This window comes from Pseudomonas sp. S31 (assembly GCF_016648105.1).
Taxonomy (GTDB): Bacteria; Pseudomonadota; Gammaproteobacteria; order Pseudomonadales; family Pseudomonadaceae; genus Aquipseudomonas.
Map to the genome: position 1 here is coordinate 1 of NZ_JACVVE010000068.1, position 18,930 is coordinate 18,930.

Annotated in this window: 16 protein-coding genes; 6 read left to right on the forward strand and 10 right to left on the reverse strand. The window is 64.8% G+C overall.

Annotation, left to right across the window (positions count from 1 at the left end; genetic code table 11):
* Positions 1-275: 275 nt before the first annotated feature.
* A complete protein-coding gene (locus IAE37_RS27790) occupies positions 276-740 on the reverse strand; it encodes an Lrp/AsnC family transcriptional regulator (RefSeq protein ID WP_201178660.1) in 465 nt (154 codons plus the stop codon).
* Between the two features lie 186 nt (positions 741-926).
* Between IAE37_RS27790 and IAE37_RS27795 the strand changes: the two genes are divergently transcribed.
* The gene (locus tag IAE37_RS27795; protein WP_201178661.1) at positions 927-1,112 is read left to right on the forward strand and encodes a hypothetical protein; all 186 of its coding nucleotides are present in this window, start codon (positions 927-929) and stop codon (positions 1,110-1,112) included.
* Positions 1,113-1,179: 67 nt separating this feature from the next.
* Here IAE37_RS27795 and IAE37_RS27800 read toward each other — a convergent pair whose 3' ends face one another.
* Positions 1,180-2,316 (reverse strand): MFS transporter, encoded by a 1,137-nt coding sequence (locus IAE37_RS27800; protein WP_201178662.1) that lies wholly within the window; start codon positions 2,314-2,316, stop codon positions 1,180-1,182.
* A 204-nt stretch (positions 2,317-2,520) separates the two neighbouring features.
* Here IAE37_RS27800 and IAE37_RS27805 point away from each other — a divergent pair, with 204 nt between their 5' ends.
* The 4 genes from IAE37_RS27805 (at position 2,521) to IAE37_RS27820 (ending at position 8,273) form a co-directional block, all read left to right on the forward strand.
* Entirely contained in the window at positions 2,521-3,027 is a 507-nt protein-coding gene (locus tag IAE37_RS27805) for a sigma-70 family RNA polymerase sigma factor (protein ID WP_442967882.1), read from the forward strand.
* Positions 3,027-3,968 (forward strand): FecR domain-containing protein, encoded by a 942-nt coding sequence (locus IAE37_RS27810; RefSeq protein WP_201178664.1) that lies wholly within the window; start codon positions 3,027-3,029, stop codon positions 3,966-3,968. Before IAE37_RS27805 ends, IAE37_RS27810 begins: the two co-directional genes overlap by 1 nt.
* A 73-nt stretch (positions 3,969-4,041) precedes the next feature.
* A complete protein-coding gene (locus IAE37_RS27815; RefSeq protein ID WP_201178665.1) occupies positions 4,042-6,528 on the forward strand; it encodes a TonB-dependent siderophore receptor in 2,487 nt (828 codons plus the stop codon).
* Between the two features lie 416 nt (positions 6,529-6,944).
* Positions 6,945-8,273: a DUF3100 domain-containing protein gene (locus IAE37_RS27820; RefSeq protein ID WP_201178666.1), complete on the forward strand. Its 1,329-nt coding sequence runs from the start codon at positions 6,945-6,947 to the stop codon at positions 8,271-8,273.
* 20 nt (positions 8,274-8,293) lie between these two features.
* Here the strand turns inward: IAE37_RS27820 and IAE37_RS27825 are convergent, their stop codons facing one another.
* The 5 genes from IAE37_RS27825 to IAE37_RS27845 form a co-directional block, all read right to left on the reverse strand.
* On the reverse strand, positions 8,294-9,220 hold the full coding sequence (locus IAE37_RS27825; RefSeq protein WP_201178667.1) for an AEC family transporter: 927 nt from the start codon (positions 9,218-9,220) through the stop codon (positions 8,294-8,296).
* Between the two features lie 101 nt (positions 9,221-9,321).
* Entirely contained in the window at positions 9,322-10,200 is an 879-nt protein-coding gene (locus IAE37_RS27830) for a LysR family transcriptional regulator (protein ID WP_201178668.1), read from the reverse strand.
* 148 nt (positions 10,201-10,348) lie between these two features.
* Entirely contained in the window at positions 10,349-11,506 is a 1,158-nt protein-coding gene (locus tag IAE37_RS27835; RefSeq protein ID WP_201178669.1) for a M20 aminoacylase family protein, read from the reverse strand.
* Positions 11,507-11,510: 4 nt separating this feature from the next.
* On the reverse strand, positions 11,511-13,028 hold the full coding sequence (locus IAE37_RS27840; protein ID WP_201178670.1) for an aldehyde dehydrogenase family protein: 1,518 nt from the start codon (positions 13,026-13,028) through the stop codon (positions 11,511-11,513).
* Positions 13,029-13,031: 3 nt separating this feature from the next.
* Complete coding sequence (locus IAE37_RS27845) at positions 13,032-13,922, reverse strand: NAD(P)-dependent oxidoreductase (RefSeq protein WP_201178671.1); 891 nt, start codon at positions 13,920-13,922, stop codon at positions 13,032-13,034.
* 117 nt (positions 13,923-14,039) lie between these two features.
* Between IAE37_RS27845 and IAE37_RS27850 the strand changes: the two genes are divergently transcribed.
* Entirely contained in the window at positions 14,040-14,942 is a 903-nt protein-coding gene (locus IAE37_RS27850; RefSeq protein WP_201178672.1) for a LysR family transcriptional regulator, read from the forward strand.
* On the opposite strand, the gene IAE37_RS27855 is transcribed toward IAE37_RS27850, so the two are convergent.
* The 3 genes from IAE37_RS27855 to IAE37_RS27865 all read right to left on the reverse strand — a co-directional run bounded on the left by IAE37_RS27855 (position 14,939) and on the right by IAE37_RS27865 (position 18,771).
* Positions 14,939-16,033, reverse strand: a complete 1,095-nt coding sequence (locus tag IAE37_RS27855) for an NAD(P)-dependent alcohol dehydrogenase (protein WP_201178673.1) — start codon at positions 16,031-16,033, stop codon at positions 14,939-14,941. The two genes, IAE37_RS27850 and IAE37_RS27855, sit on opposite strands and share 4 nt — an antisense overlap.
* Positions 16,034-16,284: 251 nt before the next feature.
* Positions 16,285-17,805 carry an MFS transporter gene (locus IAE37_RS27860; RefSeq protein WP_201178674.1) on the reverse strand — a complete coding sequence of 507 codons (1,521 nt, stop codon included), beginning with the start codon at positions 17,803-17,805 and terminating at the stop codon, positions 16,285-16,287.
* A gap of 93 nt (positions 17,806-17,898) precedes the next feature.
* Positions 17,899-18,771, reverse strand: coding sequence for a LysR family transcriptional regulator (locus tag IAE37_RS27865; protein WP_201178675.1), 873 nt, complete (start codon positions 18,769-18,771; stop codon positions 17,899-17,901).
* Between the last annotated feature and the right edge of the window lie 159 nt (positions 18,772-18,930).

An 18,930-nucleotide genomic window follows, 5' to 3' on the forward strand; every position in this document is an offset into this window, starting at 1 on the left:
GCCTTGGCCATGGCCACCACCCCCACCGTGACCACCGCCGCCTCCTGGAGGCATGAACAGCCAGCAACCCGACAAGGTGGATACCAGGGCAGCGACCAGTGCTGCGCGAAGAATATGTTTCGACTTCATTAAAACACTCCAAAAGGCCAGTTCTGCCGCCGGCGAACAACCTGCCTGGGCAGCGGGCGGATTCTAGAGTGCAGGCTTGCCGGGCCGCGCAGGGTTTTACCTATCTTTACACGGGTTCGGACGAGCGGTGGGCCAAGATCCCCGCCTCAGAGCGGCACGCTGGCAGCCTTGAGCTGACGCAACACGAAGCTCGACACCGAATGCCGCAACCCAGGAATCTTGTACAGCTTCTCGCGCAGCAACCGTTCGTAGTCGCGGGTATCGCGCACGGCCAGGCGCAGGAAGTAGTCGTACTCACCCGACACCAGGTAGGCCTCGATCACCTCGGGAATCTCGGCCAGTGCCCGCTCGAAACGGTCCAGTACCTCGTCACCGTGCTGGTCCAGGGTGACCATCACGATCAACCCCTCGCCATAGCCGAGCCCGGCCATGTCGATGCGGGCCTGGTACCCCTGGATGATGCCGGCCTCCTCCATGCGCTTGATGCGCTGCCAGCAGGGGCTCGATGACAGCCCGACCTGCTTGCCGATCTCCTGCAGGCTGGCGCGCGCGTCCCGGCTCAGCACCTGGAGAATCCTGCGGTCCATGTCATCAAGGTTATTTTTCTGCATTATCGACACCTCACAAAAAATCTATTCGTATGCTAGGCCATAAGCCAAAAAATACGAAAGCACTTTCTGCGGACACTGGCAGACAATAGCCTCACAGCCCCGCGACCACGACAGGTCGCAGCGCAGGCCCAGCGGTGCAATCCACCGGGGCGGCGCCGGGCGGTTTCGATCCCAAAAGGAAACGCTATGCACCAGGTGAAGTACGACATGCCCGACGCTCAATGCAGCCTCGAGTACATCCTCGAACAAGTCATCCATGGCACCGAGGTGATCATCGTGCGGAACGGCATCGAGGTTGCCCGGGTCACGGTCATGGAAGGCCTCAACAAGCGTGGCACGACGCTGATGGCCATCCCTTATGAACTCCAGTGACCCCGCTGGCGATGAGCCTGATGCCGATCACCTGACACAAGCCAGTCGCTATCGACGATAGCGCCGTTCAACCGCGCGCCAGCCACGCGCAATTCAGCGCCGCCAGGGCCAGCACCAGCGCAGCGCCCGCATAGGCCCAGAGCGCCGGCACCTGCGGCAGCAGCACCCCGGCGAGCATCGGCCCGAGGCCGGCGCCGATGTCGCGCCAGACGGCGTTGCCGGCCAGGGCCTGGATGCGCGCCTGCGGGTTACGCAGCGCAACCAGGGTCATCACCAGCGGCAGTTGCAAGGCACGCAGCACCAATACGAAGAAGGCACCGATGAATAGCCAATGGCTGCCGAACAGCAGCAACGCCAGCGAGGTCGCCAACGACAGCAGCACCAGCATGCGCAGGGGCCCGAAGCGGTCGGCCAGGCGCCCACCAAAGGGGCTGAAGAGCATTTCGCTCAAGTAACGCACCGCCATCAGCAGCCCCGCCACCAACACGCCCGAGCCGCCCAGGTGGTTTTGCGCATAGAGTGACAGGCCGAAGATGAACAGGCCGTCCAACGTCACGCCTTCGATGAATGACCAGGTGGCGATGCTGTCTGGCAGGCGCAGGCGCCGCCCGCCGGTGCTGGGAATCGCATGACCTGCCGCAGGCAACGTCCGGGCGCGCCACAAGCCGCACAAAGCACTGGCGCAAAGCACGAAGAACACGCTGCGCGGCCCGTAGGCCTGAGCCATCACCGCACCCAGCGGCAAGGCCAGCATCGGCCCGATGGAAATGAATGCCCGCGAGCGCCCGGCACGTCGGGCCGCTCCTTGCGGCTCGGCAGTGGCCAGGGTCTGGGTGCTCAGGTTGAACGTGGCGAAGCACAAGCCCCAGACCAGCCGTAGCACCAGCAAGGCGGCGAAACCACCCAGGGTCGCACTGCCCAATGCGCACACCGCCGCCGCGAACGCGGCCAGGCTGCACGCCGCGCGGTCACCCTGCCGAGCGTAGAAACGCACCACCCAGCCGTAGCCGACGATCCGTACCAGGCGGTTGGCCGCCAGCAGCAGCCCGGCCTCGGCCAGGGTCACGCCAAAATCCGCTGCGTACATCGGCATCAGCAGGTAGAGCAGTACGTCGCTGGGCAGGCACAAGCTGAGCACTTGGGCGGCGTTGCGGGAGTCTCGATCAGCGCGCTGGGTTTGCGCCGGCAGGGCAGCGGATGACATGACAATCTCGTGACAGTGGCGAGGATGCGCAGGATAACCCGCATGCCTAGCAGAGTCGCAAGCAGCCCAGCTATGCACCTGGCCATTGTCACCAACGGCCGATGCAGAACGGTTGCTTTGAAGACCAGGCTGAATGCCACCCTGGAAAATTGATTTGATAATAGTTATCACTTAATGTTGCACCCTCGCGCCGGAGGGATAGCTGTGATCAACGATGATGTGGGCCAGGTCTACGCAGAGCACAATGGCTGGCTCAAGCAGTGGCTATACCGCCGCCTGGGCTGCTCGGCACAGGCGGCGGACCTTGCCCAGGACACCTTCGTGCGCATTCTCCAGGCCCAGCAGAAGGCCGGCGCCCGTCTCAGCCTGCAGCGGCCCCGCGCCTACCTGGCCACGGTAAGCCGGCGCTTGGTCTACGACCATTTTCGTCGTCAATCGCTGGAACGCGCCTACCTGGAGATGCTCGAACAACTGCCTGAGCTGTTCGCCCTGTCGGCCGAAGACCAGTGGTCGATACGCGAAACCCTGCAACAACTGGACGCCTTGCTCGACACCTTCAAGCCGGTGGTGCGCTCGGTATTCCTGCTGGTGCAGCTCGAGGGCCTGACCTACGTGCAGGTGGCCCAGCGCCTGGGCATCGGCGAGCGCACGGTCAAGCGTCACATGGCCAGCGCGCTGGAAGCCTGCATCCTGTTCGAAGACGACTTCTGATGGCCACCGACCTGCCACGCATCGCCCCTGACGTGGCGCGCCAAGCCGCGCACTGGCACATGCTCATGCTCGACCAGGCTGCCAGCGCCGCGCAGCGCGAAGCGTGCAGCCGCTGGCGTGCCGCCGCGCCCGAACACGAGCGGGCCTGGCAGAAGGCACAACGGGTGCAGGAGCGCCTGGGCCTGCTGCCGCAACAGCTGGCGATGGGCACGCTGAACCGCGAACGGCGCCAGGCGATGAAGCAGATGCTGGCGTTGGCCATCGTCGCGCCGCTGGCCTACACCGGGTTCCGTCAGTTGACCCCGGCGCCGGCCTACGCCACCGAAGTCGGCCAACACCGACAGGTGACCCTGGCGGACGGTACGCGCCTGGACCTCAACACCGACACCGCGGTGGAGGTGGATTTCGATCCGCAGCAACGCCTGATCAGCCTGCGCCGTGGCGAGATCCTCGTCGACAGCGGAGCGGACCCGCGCAGTACCCATCACCGATCACTACGCGTGGCCAGCGAGCAAGGCCTGATGGAGGCCCTGGGCACCCGCTTCCTGGTGCGCCAGCGTGAAGGCAGGACCCAGCTTTCGGTGTTCGCAGGCGCGGTGCGGGTGATGCCCCGGCACGGCCCCTGGCAAACGATCGACGCCGGCCAGCAGTTGACCTTCGACGCCGGTGGCCAAGGAGGCATCGCCGCCGCCCGCGAACAGGACAGCCAGTGGACGCGCGGCCAACTGGTGGCCGACGAGATGCCGCTGGGCGAGTTCATCGGCGAGCTGGGCCGCTACCGACGCGGCTGGCTGCGCTGCCACGACAGCGTCGCGCAAGCGCATATCAGCGGCGCCTTCCAGCTCGACGATACCGATGCGATCCTGGCCGCCCTGCCCGCCACGTTGCCTGTGCACGTCGAGTACCGGACGCGCTATTGGGTCACCATCAGCAAACGTTAAAAATGCTTGGCCCGATTTTCATTCTCATCAGTCCTTACCTGTGGAACTGCCACACAATAGGGACAATCCTTTCATGATCCGCTCTTCCTCACCGGACGCCACGCCCGTTCACGCAATGGATAAACCACGCACGCCCCGCTATCGCCAGGTGCTCGCCCTGAGCACCCTGGCCATTGCCCTGCAAGGCCTCGACAGCCATGCCTGGGCAGCGGCGAGCCAAGCCCCGCACAGCTACAGCATCGCCTCCGGTAGCCTCGCGCAGGTGCTGGCACGCTTCGCCAGTGAAGGCGGCGTCACCTTGCAATACCCCTCCGAACTGACCCGCAACCTCAGCAGCCCCGGCCTGCAAGGCAGCTACGGCATCGAGGAAGGCTTCCTGCGCCTGCTCTCCGGGACCGGCCTGCAAGCGGTGCGCCGCGGCGGCAACGTCTACGGCCTGGAGCCGCTGGCCGATGGCAGTGCCGCGCTGAACCTGGAGCCACTGAACATCAATGGCTTGCAGGACGGTGCCACCACCGAAGGTTCGGGGAGCTACACCGCCCACGCCGTCACCATCGGCAAGGGCACCCAGCGCCTCAAGGACATCCCGCAGTCGGTCAGCGTGGTCACCCGCAAGGCCATGGACGACCAGCGCCTCGACACCCTCGACCAGGTGCTGGAAAAAACCACCGGCATCACCACCTATCAGAGCCCGTCCGGTGGCAAGTACATCTACTCGCGTGGCTTCGAGGTGGAAACCATCCAGTACGACGGCGTGCCGCTCGACCGCCGCTACTACGCCATCGGCAGCAGCTTCACCTCCGACACCCTGCTGTACGATCGCGTCGAAATCCTGCGCGGCGCCACCGGCCTGCTGCAAGGCAGCGGCAACCCCGGCGCGGCGATCAACCTGGTGCGCAAGCGGCCGAAGGCCGAGCCGTCACTGTCGCTGATGGCCAGCGCCGGCTCCTGGGACACCTATCGCCAGTCCATCGACGCCAGTGGCCCACTGACCGAGGACGGCAGGCTGCGCGGTCGCCTGGTCGCCGGCCACGAGGACCGCGACTACTTCTACGACACCGCTGAAAGCCGCAAGAACGTGCTCTATGGCATCCTCGAATACGACTTGAGCGACGACACCACCGTCGCCGCTGGCGCCAGTGTCGAAGACCTGCACTCCACCCCGTCCTTCGGCGGCCTGCCACGCAACAAGGACGGCAGCGCAGTGAACGTCGGCCGCTCCACCTTCACCGGTGCCGACTGGAACAAGTGGAACAACAAACAGACCACCTACTTCGCCGACATCACCCACGACTTCAACCCGGACTGGCGCCTGAAGGCCTCCGGCAGCTATGTCCGCGAGACCAACGACATCCTCTACAGCTTCGGCCGTGGCGCGGTCGACCCAGCCACCGGTGACGGCATGCAATCGCGGGCCTACCTGTACGATTTCGAGAACATCAACAAGGGTGCCGACGTCAACCTCACCGGCAAATGGCGCGCGTTCGGCCGTGAGCACGAGGTGGTGGTCGGTGCCAACGCCAGCGACCTGCAGACCGACGACCTGCAAGGTGGCCTGCTCAACCTTGGGCCGATGAACATCTACGACCCGGTCTCGCCACGCGAGCCGAGCATGGACGAATTGCTGGGCACCACCTATGCCGGCACCTCCAAGGGCAAGATCCGCCAGAACGGCGTGTACACGGTGGTTCGCTACAAGCTCACCGACCCGCTGACCCTGGTGCTTGGCGCCCGTGTGAGCAACTACCAGTACGACTACGCCCTGCACCGCTTCACTACCACCTCGCCCGACCCGGCCCACTCGAAGGAAACCGGTGTAGTCACCCCGTACGGCGGCCTGATCTACGCGCTGAACGAGCAATGGTCGGCCTACGTCAGCTACGCCGACATCTTCAAGCCGCAAACCGAACTGAGCGTCGACAGCGCGCCGCTCAAGCCCATCGAAGGCAAGAACTACGAGATCGGCCTGAAGGGCGAACTGCTCGACGGCCGGGTCAACACCAGCTTCGCGATCTTCCGCGTCGATCAGGAAAACCGCGCCCTCTACGTCGAGGAAAGCGACAGCTACGTGGCCGGCGGCAAGGTTCGCGCAGAAGGCTTCGACGCGGAAATCAGCGGTGAGGTGCTGGCGGGCCTGCAATTGTTCGCAGGCTATACCTACACCTCGACGAAATTCCTCAACGACCCCAACGATGACAGCGGTTCGGTCTCAGGCTCCGCCTTCAACAGCTACACCCCGCGCCACCTGTTGCGCTTCTGGGGCGACTACACCCTGCCGGGCGACCTGCATCAGTGGAGCGTCGGCGCTGGCGCCAACATCCAGAGCCGTAACTTCAACACCAACTTCGGTGGCACCGGCGGCGTCGGCGACATCGAACAGGGCGGTTATGCCATCTGGAACGCGCGCCTGGCCTACCAGATCAACCAGCACTTCAGCGTCGCCCTCAATGGCAACAACCTGTTCGACAAGAAGTACTACTCCTCCATCGGTTGGTTGAACGCCAGCAACCAGTATGGCGAACCGCGCAATTACACGGTGACCCTGCGCGCCGATTTCTGAGACGGACCCTGGCCGACAATTGCAGGGTGCCTGTGCGGGCTCATTCGCGGCGTCGAACCGCCGCAAATGGGTCCGCACAGGTAAGACACCTTCCCCTTGCTGTACCCTCCCCCCTCGCCAACACCATTTCTGTGTTCACCCAATCGCAACGATAAATAAAATCTGTGATATTGGTTCGTTACCTGAGGCAGCCGATACTCCGAGCACGCCGACTCGGTCACCACGGATGGGACTGGACGATGGCGCACCAGAACAGTGACCGAGCGCCCCTGTGACGCGACCAACACTGCATGTGCGCCATCAGCGTTTCCAACGGTCCGGTGGCTTTTGAATCTGCCCTGGGTGTCCACGACACCCCCTGAAAAAACAACAACTCTTGAGGGTCGCCAAGACCTTCAGCAGGCCAGGGGAATCACATGCAACATATCCAAGCTGCGTCTTTCGGTGAACACCGCGCGGTATCGGCCACAGTCAAGCTGTACATCTGGGCCGCCATCATCCTCATCGGCGCCGAACTCATCGGCTCTGTCAGTATTCCCCTCGGCCCGGGCAAGGTGGTCTTGCTGCCCATGGTCTGGGCTTTGCTCCTCGGCGCCGCCGTCGGTCTCGCCAGCAAGCGCATGCCGGGCACCATCGGCGTCGACACCCGCGCCCAGGTCCGTTCGGCGTCGATCCTGCAACCGGCACTGCTGGTCTTCATCGCCAAGCTCGGCCTGGTGGTCGGTGGCTCGCTGCCCGTGGTGTTCGCCTCCGGTTGGGCCCTGGTATTCCAGGAGTTCGGCCATTTCGTCGGCACCGTGCTGCTGGGTCTGCCTGTGGCGCTTCTGCTCGGCATCAAACGCGAGGCGGTGGGCGCCACCTTCTCGGTGGGCCGCGAGCCAAGCCTGGCGATCATCGGCGAACGCTACGGCATGGACTCGCCGGAAGGCCGCGGGGTACTCGCCGAGTACCTCACCGGCACACTGTTCGGTGCCCTGTTCATTGCCATCGTCGCCGGCTTCATCACCAGCCTGAACATCTTCCACCCCAACTCCCTGGCCATGGGCTCGGGCATCGGTTCGGGCAGCATGATGGCCGCCGCCGCCGGTGCCATCGCCGCGCAGCAAACGCCGGAAGTCGCACAACAGGTGATGACCCTGGCCGCTGCCGCCAACCTGATCACCACCACCATCGGCACCTACTTCACCCTGTTCATCTCGCTGCCGCTGGCGGTGTGGGGCTACCGCGTGCTCGAGCCGCTGATCGGCCGCACCACCAAGGCCTCGAACGTGGCCCATGGGCCCAGCCACGACGAAGTCTCGCTGGAAACCATCGAACTTGGTTGGGCGGGCAAGATCAGCGCCTGGATCGCCGCCAGTGCCCTGGCCCTGATCGCCAACTACGTCGGCTACAAGACCCTCTCGGGCGATGCGCTGGCCGGCATGGGCATCATGATCTTCGCGGTGTTCGTCGGCGAAGGCCTGTGTGCGCTGTTCAAGCGTAAGCTGCCAGCGGTGTGCATGGTGTCGGTGGTCGCGATGTTCCTCACCTCCCCGGCCTGCCCATGGGCTGCGGAAATCACCCGGCTGACCAACTCGGTGAACATGCTCGCGGTGATCACGCCGATGCTGACCTTCGCCGGGCTGTCCATCGCCAAGGACCTGCCCGCCTTCCGTCGCCTGGGCTGGCGCATCGTGCTGGTATCGTTCCTGGCCAACCTGGGTACCTTCATCGGCGCGGTGCTGATCGCCGAGTTCTTCCACTGATCGCGAGGGGAATCAGCCCCTCAGATCAAAGGCGTCAGGGCGATGACCGCCACCGGCAGCGCCACTGCCGCCAGCACCGTCTGGCAGGCGATGATGCCGGCCATCAACGGCGCGTCGCCACCCAGCTGACGCGCCATGATGTACGACGACGAGGCCGTCGGCAGCGCCTGGAACAACAGCGCGGCGATGGCGGCCTCGCCGCCCAGCCCGAACAGGTGGCACGCACACAGCGTGACCAGCGGCATGATCAGAAACTTCACCACCGACGCATAGCCCACCGGGCGCAGCCACTGGCGCACGCTGCCAAGCTCCAGCGCGGCACCGACACACAACAACCCCAGCGGCAACGAAGCCTGGCCCAGGGCCTTGAGCACCGGCTCGATGCCTGGCGGCAGCCCGGTCCCCAGCGCCTGCAAGGCAATCCCGGCAAAACACGCCAGCACCAATGGGTTGAGCGCCAGTTGCCTGAGCACCTTGCCCAACGGCATGCGCCCCGCCGCGCCGTACCAGGCGAACACCAGCACGCAGAGAATGTTGACGGTGGGGACGATCGCCGCGTTGGCGACCGCCGCCAGGGCGATGCCCTGCGCGCCGAACAAGCCTGCCGCAGCCGATACGCCAACATAGTTGTTGAAGCGTACTCCGCCCTGGAACACCGACGTGAACGCCGCACCGTCACCTTTCACCCAGGTCCGGGCGACGACCACCAGCAATGCCACCGCCACGGTCGAGAGCACCAGCGCCGAGATCATCCCCTGCAACGGCACGCCATCGAGCTTGGCGGTCGCCAGGCCATGCAGGAACAACGATGGCAAGAGCACGTAGTAACCCAGCCGCTCGGCCTGCGGCCAGAAGCTGGCGGCCACGAAAGCACGGTGCTTGAGCCAGGCGCCAAGGGCGATCAGCAGCGCGATGGGCAACAGCGCCATGAGCAGCGCGTAGGTCATTGGGTAGCCTCTGTGGAGCCAGGGAAGACTTCACGATACGGACCGCAACCTACGAATAAAATCGATTTAAACTTTCGTGATCAACGAGTTTTACTCATGAATCATTCGGCGGGCGCATGGTCCTGCACCGCCTGCGCCAACACGGCCGCCAGCTTGCGCAGCGGCTGGTCCTCACGTTCCAGCAAGACCATGCGGCGCGTTTTCTGCGGCGTGCCGAAGGGCTGCGCAGCCAACTGTGGCAGGCTGGCCAGGCGCGCCTTGGCCATGGGCACCACCGCCACGCCGAGGCCATTGCCGACCATCTGGGTGATCGCTTCCTGGCTGTCCAGTTCCATGATCGTCTGCACGCGCAGGCGCATCTTGCGCAGCTCGCGCTCGATGGTGCGCCCCGCCCAGGCACGGCGTTCGAAGCGGATGAACGGCTGTGACAGCAACAGCGGCTGCAAATCCTCCCCGGCGTGGCGGGCGGGCGCGATGATCCAGAAGCCTTCTTCGTACAACACAGTGCTGACCAGCCCGTAGGGGTGCGGCCTGACCGGCTCGGTGGTGATGGCGACATCGAGCTCCCCGGCCTCGATACGGGTGGACAGCTCGGCGGACATCCCACCGCTGACGGTCAGGCGCAGGTGCGGGTGTTCCCTGCCCAAGGCGGCCAGGGCGGCGGGCAGCACGCCGGCCAGCACGGTCGGCACGGCGCCGATGCGCAGCCGGCCACGCAGCTCGGTGTCGCCGCCGATCTCAGCGGCGATGCCGTCGTACAGGCTGAGGATCTCACGCGCCCGCTCCACGGCGATGTGCCCAGCGTCGGTCAGTACCGGCAGGCGCCGGGAACGGTCGAACAGGGGTGCGTTGAAGTCCTCTTCGAGCGCCCGAACTTGCAGGCTGACAGCCGATTGGGTGAGGTGCACGGCCTCGGCGGCACGGACGAAGGAGCCGTGCTGGGCGATGGCGAGCAGCGTGCGGAGGGCGCGCAGGGACATGGCAGGTCATCCGGATAGGGTGAATGAAGATTACCAGCCTGGGCAGTTCTAGGCTCTCCTGTGGGAGCGGGCTTGCCCGCGAACACGGGCGCAGCCCGTGCCATGTATCGCATCGCCTTCTTCACGGGCAAGCCCGCTCCCACAGGGATCAGGCAGTTGGCAACAGCTGCTCCACCAGCTTCGTCCACACCGCAACGCCCGGCTCGATCACCTGGTCGTTGAAGTCGTAATATGGGTTGTGCAACGCCGCCGAGGGCTGCTCGCCGTCCACGCCCAGCCACACGTAGGCACCGGGACACGCCTGCAGCATGAACGAGAAATCCTCCGATGCCATGGACGGGTTGCAACCCCACTGCACGTGCTCCTCGCCCACCGCCGCCACTGCCGCACGCCGCACCTGCGCCGCCGCCTCGGGGTCGTTCTCGGTGACCGGATAGCCCACGTTGTAGGTCAGCACTCCCGCCACGCCGAACGCCACTGGCAATTGCTCGACGAACTCGCCGATCAGCCGTTGCACCTTGGCCCGTACCGGCGTCTGCAGGCAGCGCACGGTGCCCTTGAGCACCGCCGACTCTGGAATCACGTTGATCGCCTCGCCGGCCTGGATCTGGGTCACGCTGACCACCGCCGAGTCCAGCGGCGACAGGCGCCGCGAGACGATCGACTGCAACCCCAGCACCAGTTCGGCCGCCGCCACGATCGGATCGGCGCCTCTATCCGGCATCGCCGCGTGGCAGCCTTTGCCAGTGAGCTTGATTTCGAAGGTATCGAGCGAGGCCATCATCGGCCCCGGGTTGATCACTACCTGGCCGGCCGGGTAGCCCGGCCAGTTGTGCAAGCCATAGATGGCGTCCATCGGGAACAGCTCGAACAGCCCGTCGTCGATCATCTTCTGCGCGCCGCCGAGGTTTTCCTCGGCGGGCTGGAAGACGAAATGCACGGTGCCGCTGAAATTGCGCGTGACACTCAAGTGCTGGGCGGTGGCCAGCAAAATGGCGGTGTGGCCGTCATGCCCACAGGCATGCATGCAGCCGGCATGCGCCGACTTGTGCTGCAGCTCGCCCAACTCCTGCATCGGCAAGGCATCCATGTCGGCGCGAATACCGATGGTCGGGCCGTCGCCATTACGCAACGTCCCCACCACGCCGGTGCCGCCCAGGCCGCGGTGCACATTGATCCCGAAGCCCTCCAGCAACTCGGCGACACGCTGCGATGTGCGGTGTTCCTGAAACCCCAGCTCAGGCTGGGCGTGGAATGCCCGCCGCCAGGCCTGGGCGTCTTCGACAAGGGCTTTCGAGATCTTCATGCATTTACTCCAGGTTGGCGCCGTAGCCGAAGCTGGCCGCAGGCTTGGCGGCCGTTTCGACCCACACGCTCTTCACTTCACTGTACTCACGCAGGGCATCCAGGCCCGACGAGCGCCCATAACCACTCTCACCGTAGCCGCCGAACGGCGAGCTGACGTGGATGGTCTTGTAGCCATTGACCCAGAAGGTGCCGGCGCGTACCTGCTTGGCCACGCGGTGGGCACGCCCCACGTCGCGGGTCCACACGCCACCGGCCAGGCCGAAGCGGCTGTCGTTGGCGATACGGATGGCGTCTTCTTCATCCTCGAATGGAATGGCGACCACCACGGGGCCGAAAATTTCCTCCTGGGCGCACTCCATCTGGTTGTTGCCGGCCAGCACGGTCGGGTTGACGTAGTAGCCGGCAACGTCCGGCAGTGGCACGCTGCCTTCGCCGACCACAAGAGCGCCTTCGGCCAGGGCGCCTTCGACCATGCGTTTGACGTGGGCGTATTGCTTGGGGTTGTTGATCGGGCCGATCTGGGTTTCCGGGTCGGCTGGGTCGCCGATCCTGAACTGCTTGGCGGCCTCGGCCAGCGCCTGGGTGAACTTGTCGAAGATCGATGCCTGCACCAACAGGCGCGAACCGGACACGCAGCTCTGCCCTGCCCCGGCGAAGATCGCCGCTTGTGCGCCACGCAGGGCGAAATCCAGGTCGGCATCTTCGAAGACGATGTTGGCCGATTTGCCGCCCAGTTCGAGCACCGCCGGAATGCAGCGTTGCGCCGCCGCCACGGCGATGTGCCGACCCGTAGCAGGAGAGCCGACGAACACCACCTTGCGGATGTCGGCCTCGGCGATCAAGCGCTGGCCGATGGTGTGACCATAGCCCGCGATGACGTTGACCAGGCCTTTCGGCGCGCCGGCGCGCTCGACCAGCACGCCGACAGCCAGCGAACTCAGTGGCGTCAGCTCCGAGGGCTTGAGGATGACCGCGTTACCCGCTGCGATCGCCGGGGCGATCTGCCAACCGCAGGTGAAGATCGGCGCATTCCAGGGGGTGATCTGCAGCACGCTGCCCAGCGGCTCGTAGGTCACGTAGTTCAGGTGCGAAGTCGGCACCGGGATCACTTCGCCATGCAGCTTGTCGGCCCAGCCAGCGTAGTACTCGAACATCTCGGCGACCTTGGCCACCTCGACGCGGGCGTCGCGGATCGGCTTGTTGGCCGTGGCCGACTCGACTTGGGCCAGAGCCTCGGCATGCTCGCGCACCAGCGCGCCGACCTGGTACATGACCCGGCCACGGGCCTGGGCGGTCATCGCCCACCATTGGCGCTGGGCCTGCTTGGCCGCGCTGTCGGCCTTGGCCACCAGGTTGTCGTCGGCATCGGCGTAGGTCAGCAACAGCGAGTCGTCGTGGGCATTGCGCACTTCGACGAGATCGCCGTGCCCGGCGATGAACTCGCCACCGACGAAGCTGGCGACAGTGCTGGCATCACCCCAGAACGGGCGCATCAATTCCAGAATATTGGCAGTGCTCATTGCTTATTCTCCACGGCCGAACAGTTGGGCGTTGGTGCGCTGGACGATCGCGCAGAAGTCTTCGTCGTCGGCCAGGGTCTCGGCACTGGCCTGCCACAGTTGGGCGACGGTGCGCGACAGCGGCAGGTCGAGGTCCATGGCATGGCACAGGTCGCGGGCCAAGCCGACGTCCTTGCGCATCAGGCCCATGGTGAAGCCCGAGTCGTAGGCTTTGTTCAGTACCCAGGTAGGGAACATGACTTGGGTCGCGCCGCTGCGCCCGGAACCGGCGTTCAGGCCCTCGATCAGCTTCGCGGGGTCGACACCCGCCTTGGCGGCCATGTTCACCGCCTCGGCGGTGCTGATCAGATGGCAAGCGGCGAGCATGTTGTTGGCGATCTTGGCCACGTTGCCAGCGCCGACGCCGCCGACGTGGGTACGCACACCACTCATGCCCTCGAGCACCGGCATCGCTCGCGCCAGGTCGGCGTCATCGGCGCCGATGACCATCGACATGGTGCCGGTGGCGGCGCCCTTGGGCCCGCCAGACACAGGTGCGTCGATGAAGGCGATGCCCTTGGCTCGCAGTTCAGCGGCCACCTTACGGCTGGCGTCCGGGGTCGAGGTGGTGGTGTCGACGACGATCAGCTCGGCGTTACCAACGTGCAGCACGCCCTCTTCACCCAGGCAGACAGCTTCGACATGCTCTGCCTTGGGCAGCGACAGGATCAACACCTGCACGCTGCCGATCAGTTCGCCACGGTCCTTGACCGGCTTCACGCCCTTGGCCTGCGCCGCTGCCAGCGCGTTGTCCGAAAGGTCGAAACCACTGACGTCGAAACCCTTGCCCGCCAGGGTCGCAGCCATGCCGCCACCCATGTTGCCGAGGCCGATTACGCCTACCTTGATAGCCATTTTGTTTTCCTGAAGTTGCCATCTGAACCAGTGAGCCGAGTATGGACAGCCTGGGAGTTGAGCAGCAATAATCCAAAAATCGGAATTTTGTTGCGATAACCGCAACACAGGACACCCATGAGCCTCGTACAAGACCGTCGCATTCTGTATTTCTTCGAAGCCGTCAGGCTGGGCAGCGTCAGGGCAGCGGCCGATGCGCTGGATGTGGCGCCATCGGCGGTGAGCCGGCATATCTCCCAGCTCGAACAAGAGCTCAGCGCCCCGCTGATGGAACGGCACCGGCGCGGCGTCAAGCCGACCGAGGCGGGTGAACGAGTGCTCGACTACTACCGCCAGCGTCTGTCCCAGCAGGAGGTCCTGCTCGACTCGCTGCAAGCGCTGCGCGGCCTGCAGTCCGGTAGCATCGTGTTGTCGACGGGTGAAGGTTTCATCGATGGCCTGGCGGATGTGCTGAGGCAATTCACCAGCCAGTACCCCAAGATCGAAATTCTGATCAATGTGTGTGGCAGCAACGAGGTGATTCGCCAGGTGGTAGAGGATGAATCGCACATCGGCCTGGTGTTCAATCCGGCCAACGATGCAAAGATCCGCACGCACATCCGTCGCCGACAACCGGTCAAGGTGATCGTCAACGCCGAGCACCCGCTGGCCGCCTCGAAAAAACCCATTCCACTGGTGGGCCTGGACCAGTACTGGTTGGCACTACCCGCCGTGTCGTACGGCATTCGCCAGATCCTGACCCTTGCCGAACACCAGCTGGGCGTCTCGCTGGTCCCGACACTGACCTGCAGCACGTTCGCCATGCTCAAGCGCTACGCGATGCAGGGCGGGGTCACGTTGCTGCCGCAATTCGTCGTGGAGGAGGAGTTGGCCCGAGGAGAACTGGTGGCCCTCCCCCTGCACCATGACGTCTTCAGCCAACCCGAAGCACAGGTCATCACACGCCTGGGGCGTCAGCTTGGCGTCGGTGCCAGTCGACTGCTCGGCATGATCCAGGAAATGACCGCGTTCAAAGGCTAGGGCTTGATGGCGATTTTCAGCACCCCATCACGCTGGTGGGCGAACAGGTCATAGGCCTCGACGATATCGTCCAGTGCGTAATGATGAGTCACCAACGAGCCGAAATCGGCGCGATTGGACTCGATCACGCTCATCAGCCGGCGCATGCGTTCCTTGCCACCAGGGCACAGCGCGGTGTTGATCTTGTGGTCGCCGAGCCCGGCTGCGAACGCTGCCAGCGGAATCTTCACATCGCTGGAATAGACCCCGAGGCTGGAAAACGTGCCACCTGGCTTGAGCACCTTGATCGCCTGCTCGAAGGTGCTGGGCAGGCCCAGGCATTCGATCGACGAATCCGCGCCCCTGCCCTTGGTGAGCTTCATGATCTCGTCCACCACGTCGCACTGGTTGAAGTTCAAGGTGATGTCCGCGCCCATGCTGCGCGAGATGCCCAGGCGATGGTCGTTGCCATCGACCGCGATGATGGTCGAGGCCCCCAGCAGCCGGGCACCAGCGGTGGCGCACAGGCCGATCGGGCCCTGGGCGAAGACCACCACGGTGTCGCCGATGCGGATGTTTGCGTTCTCCGCGCCCTTGAAGCCGGTGGACATGATGTCCGGGCACATCAGCACCTGCTCGTCGGTCAGGCCGTCGGGAATCGGCGCCAGGTTGCCCTCGGCGTCCGGCACCAGCACGTATTCGGCCTGGGTGCCGTCGATCAGGTTGCCGAAGCGCCAGCCGGCAGTGGCCTTGTAGCCATGGCAGCCGCACAGGCCGCGTTCGATCAGGTAGCTGCCGTCCTGCGAGGGCACGCCGTCCTGGGCCGCGTAGGAATTGAAGTTGGGGCAGATCGCCCCGGCGATCACGCGCTGGCCCTCGGTGTAGCCCTTGACCGCGCTGCCGAGTTTTTCGATCACGCCTACCGGCTCGTGGCCGACGGTCAGGCCCTTGGCCACCGGGTATTCGCCTTTCAGAATATGCACATCGGTGCCACAGATGGTGGTGGTGGTCAGGCGGATGAGCGCGTCGGTCGGGCCGACCTCGGGGATGGGTTTGTCGGCCAGCTCGATGCGACCTGGTTCCACGAAAACTGCTGCTTTCATCGTTGCCATGTTGCTAGCTCCTGAATGAATAGCTGTCCTCTGTCGCGAGGCCCAAGTTGGCGGGTGTTGGCCAAGTGCACCGCAGGGCTGTCGCAGACGCCTCAACGAGCTTAGGTGATCTTGCCGGGTGCGCCATTGATTCAGGTCAGTGGTGATCTCGGCCTTGGCGGTGGGTTCTTCGCGTGCTCAACATCCCCCCATCGCCCCCACAGCCACGCAACCCCGATCCCCATCACCGCCAAGCCAACCCCAGCCCTCGCTCACGCCGGCAACGGCCTGCGCAGGTACACGCCCACCACGACCGCCGCCAACAACCCGGCCAGCCCGGCCACCAGCAACACCTGTCCAAAACCACTGACGAACGCCGCCTCGGCCAACTGCCCGACCTGCTCACGCAACGCTACCGGCACCGGGCGCATGGCCCCCGCCGTATCTCCCGAAGCCGTGCTGGCGGCAATCAACGAAGCCTGGCCGACCAAGCCAGGCGCCCATCGCTCCAGCGATGCACTCAAGGCCGTGGTGGTAAAGGCCGCCAGCAAGGCCCCGTAGATCCCGATCGCCAGGCTGATTGCGGAAAAGCGCATGGTCGTGCTCATGCCCGAGCCCATGCCGAGTCGATCCTTGGGAATGCAGGCCATGATGTTCTTCTGCGTATCGCCATTGAGCAGCCCCGCCCCCGCGCCCAGCAGCAGGCTGGCCATGGCGAACGGAAGGTAGCGGCGTTCACCGGTCGCCAACGCACAGAGGATGTTGCCCAGACCCACCAACGCCAACCCCGTGCTCATCAACGTGGCCGGATGAAAACGCGCGGCCAGCCTGCCGCCGAGCCTGGGCATCAGCAACATGGCAAGCGCGAACGGCAGCATGCCCAAGCCTGAGTGAATCGCCGAGAACCCCAGGCCGTTTTGCAGATAGAACGGCAGCAGCGTCATCATCACCTGCGCACAGCCGGCATAGGCGAACATGCCCAGCAGCGCGGCATTGAAGCGGGCATGACGCAACAACCGCAGGTCAACCATGGGCCGCTGCTGGCGCGCCTCGACGACCACGAACAGGCCGAGCAGCGCAACGCCCGCGCACAGCCTGGCAATCGTCGCGCTGGCCGTCCAGCCGAGCTTGTTGGCTTCGATCAATCCCCACATCAGGCAGGCCAGTGCGGCACTGAAAGTCACTGCCCCGGCAGGGTCCAGACGCGCCGCGCCCTCGTCGCGAGATTCCGGGATCAGGCGGCGTACCGCCCACAGCAGGAGCAAGCCGATAGGCAAATTCAGCCAGAAGATCCAGCGCCAGCCTGCCAGCGTGGTGATCAGCCCACCCACCAACGGCGCAGAAGTGATGACCACGCCCATCGAGGTTCCCCAGAACGCCCAGGCGCTGGCCCGCGCCTTCTCTTCCTGGAAGCAATGGCCAATGCAGGCCAGCGCCGAGGTCAGCAACAGCGCAGCGCCTATGCCTTTCAAGGCACGGGCAAGGTCCAGCAGCAGCAACGTCGGGGCCACCGCACAGCCCACCGAAGATGCGATGAACAGCACCAGGCCCAGCTGGAGCATGTGCCGCCGACCGAAGCGGTCAGCCAGGCTGCCGGCAGGCAACAGCAGCGCCGCGAAGGTCAGCAGGTAGGCGCTCACCACCCATTCGATGTCGGTCAGGCTGGCGCCAAGCTCGCGGGCGATGCTGGGCAGGCTGACAGCGACGATGTTGGTGTCGAGGATGATCAAGGCGCACACGGCCGAGGCCGTGGCAAGCGTGAGGCGGGGATGACGGAGCACAGGTTGGGACATGGAGGGTATTCCAACGACATCGATGAATGCCCCACTCTACTGGCTCGAATTGCTAAAGAATCGTCATTCAGCGACCACTTCGTTAGCCAAAAGCTAACGCTCGGTATCGGCCAGATACCTGAGAAACCGCTGCACCGCACCGCCCTTGTCGAACCGGCGATGCACCAATCCCAGCCACGAGGTCTCATCGAGGCCTTTTACCGCGCGATAGAGCACGTGCGGCAGCTGGATAGCGCCAACCACCGACCTGGGCACTATCGCCACCCCTTGCGCCAGGGACACCAGCGCCAGCACGGCGACCAGACTGCCCGGTTGCGGCCCGAGCCGTGGCGCAAACCCGCCGAGCTTCGCCGTCGCAAGCGTACCCGAGACCTGCTCCGGCAGGATGAAGCGTTCGTTGGCCAGGCGACGAGGGTCCAGTGTCGTTGCCGCTGCCAGCGGATGGACGGCATGGATGGCCAGGACATAGCCTTCCTCGTCGAAGTCGAGCGTGGCCACCTCCGCCGGCATGGGCAGCGGCGCCCGGACGTAGGCAAGGTCGATCTTGCCTTCGGCGACCTGCCGTGGCAGGTCGGCCATGGGGTACTCGCGTATGCTCAGGTGGACGTTGGGATTGGCGTCGGCGAACCCCGAGATATGGCGCTGCAGCAGCCCACCGTAGACGGCCGATGCCACATAGCCGATCTCCAGACGCCCGATCTCGCCGCGAGCGGCGCGCTGGGCCTGGTCCTGGGCCGCGTCGAAACGCTCGACCACAACCCTCGCCTCGACCAACAAGGTTCGCCCTGCATCGGTAAGGCTCACCTGGCGCTGGCTGCGCTCGAACAGCTTCAGGCCCAGCTCTTCTTCCATTTCCTTGATCTGCCGGCTGAGCGTGGGGACGGCGATGCCCAGCTGACCGGCAGCACGGGTGAAGTTGCAGGCCTCGGCGACGGCGAGGAAGTAGCGGAAGTGACGCAGCTCCATAGGGCTTTTAGCTTTTTACTAACAAGAAAACACAGAGCTTAACCGAAAAGCCACGGCGAATTACCCTCCTGTAGGAGCGGGTTTACCCGCGAATAGGCCGGAACAGACCTTCACCGATCCCGCCCCCGCAACCACAGATAACACACCGCAGCCCCCAAC

Coding starts and splice junctions, on each gene's coding strand:
- IAE37_RS27790 (WP_201178660.1), bottom strand. CDS start 740: ATGCAGAAAAATAACCTTGATGACATGGACCGCAGGATTCTCCAGGTG.
- IAE37_RS27795 (WP_201178661.1), top strand. CDS start 927: ATGCACCAGGTGAAGTACGACATGCCCGACGCTCAATGCAGCCTCGAG.
- IAE37_RS27800 (WP_201178662.1), bottom strand. CDS start 2,316: ATGTCATCCGCTGCCCTGCCGGCGCAAACCCAGCGCGCTGATCGAGAC.
- IAE37_RS27810 (WP_201178664.1), top strand. CDS start 3,027: ATGGCCACCGACCTGCCACGCATCGCCCCTGACGTGGCGCGCCAAGCC.
- IAE37_RS27815 (WP_201178665.1), top strand. CDS start 4,042: ATGATCCGCTCTTCCTCACCGGACGCCACGCCCGTTCACGCAATGGAT.
- IAE37_RS27820 (WP_201178666.1), top strand. CDS start 6,945: ATGCAACATATCCAAGCTGCGTCTTTCGGTGAACACCGCGCGGTATCG.
- IAE37_RS27825 (WP_201178667.1), bottom strand. CDS start 9,220: ATGACCTACGCGCTGCTCATGGCGCTGTTGCCCATCGCGCTGCTGATC.
- IAE37_RS27830 (WP_201178668.1), bottom strand. CDS start 10,200: ATGTCCCTGCGCGCCCTCCGCACGCTGCTCGCCATCGCCCAGCACGGC.
- IAE37_RS27835 (WP_201178669.1), bottom strand. CDS start 11,506: ATGAAGATCTCGAAAGCCCTTGTCGAAGACGCCCAGGCCTGGCGGCGG.
- IAE37_RS27840 (WP_201178670.1), bottom strand. CDS start 13,028: ATGAGCACTGCCAATATTCTGGAATTGATGCGCCCGTTCTGGGGTGAT.
- IAE37_RS27845 (WP_201178671.1), bottom strand. CDS start 13,922: ATGGCTATCAAGGTAGGCGTAATCGGCCTCGGCAACATGGGTGGCGGC.
- IAE37_RS27850 (WP_201178672.1), top strand. CDS start 14,040: ATGAGCCTCGTACAAGACCGTCGCATTCTGTATTTCTTCGAAGCCGTC.
- IAE37_RS27855 (WP_201178673.1), bottom strand. CDS start 16,033: ATGGCAACGATGAAAGCAGCAGTTTTCGTGGAACCAGGTCGCATCGAG.
- IAE37_RS27860 (WP_201178674.1), bottom strand. CDS start 17,805: ATGTCCCAACCTGTGCTCCGTCATCCCCGCCTCACGCTTGCCACGGCC.
- IAE37_RS27865 (WP_201178675.1), bottom strand. CDS start 18,771: ATGGAGCTGCGTCACTTCCGCTACTTCCTCGCCGTCGCCGAGGCCTGC.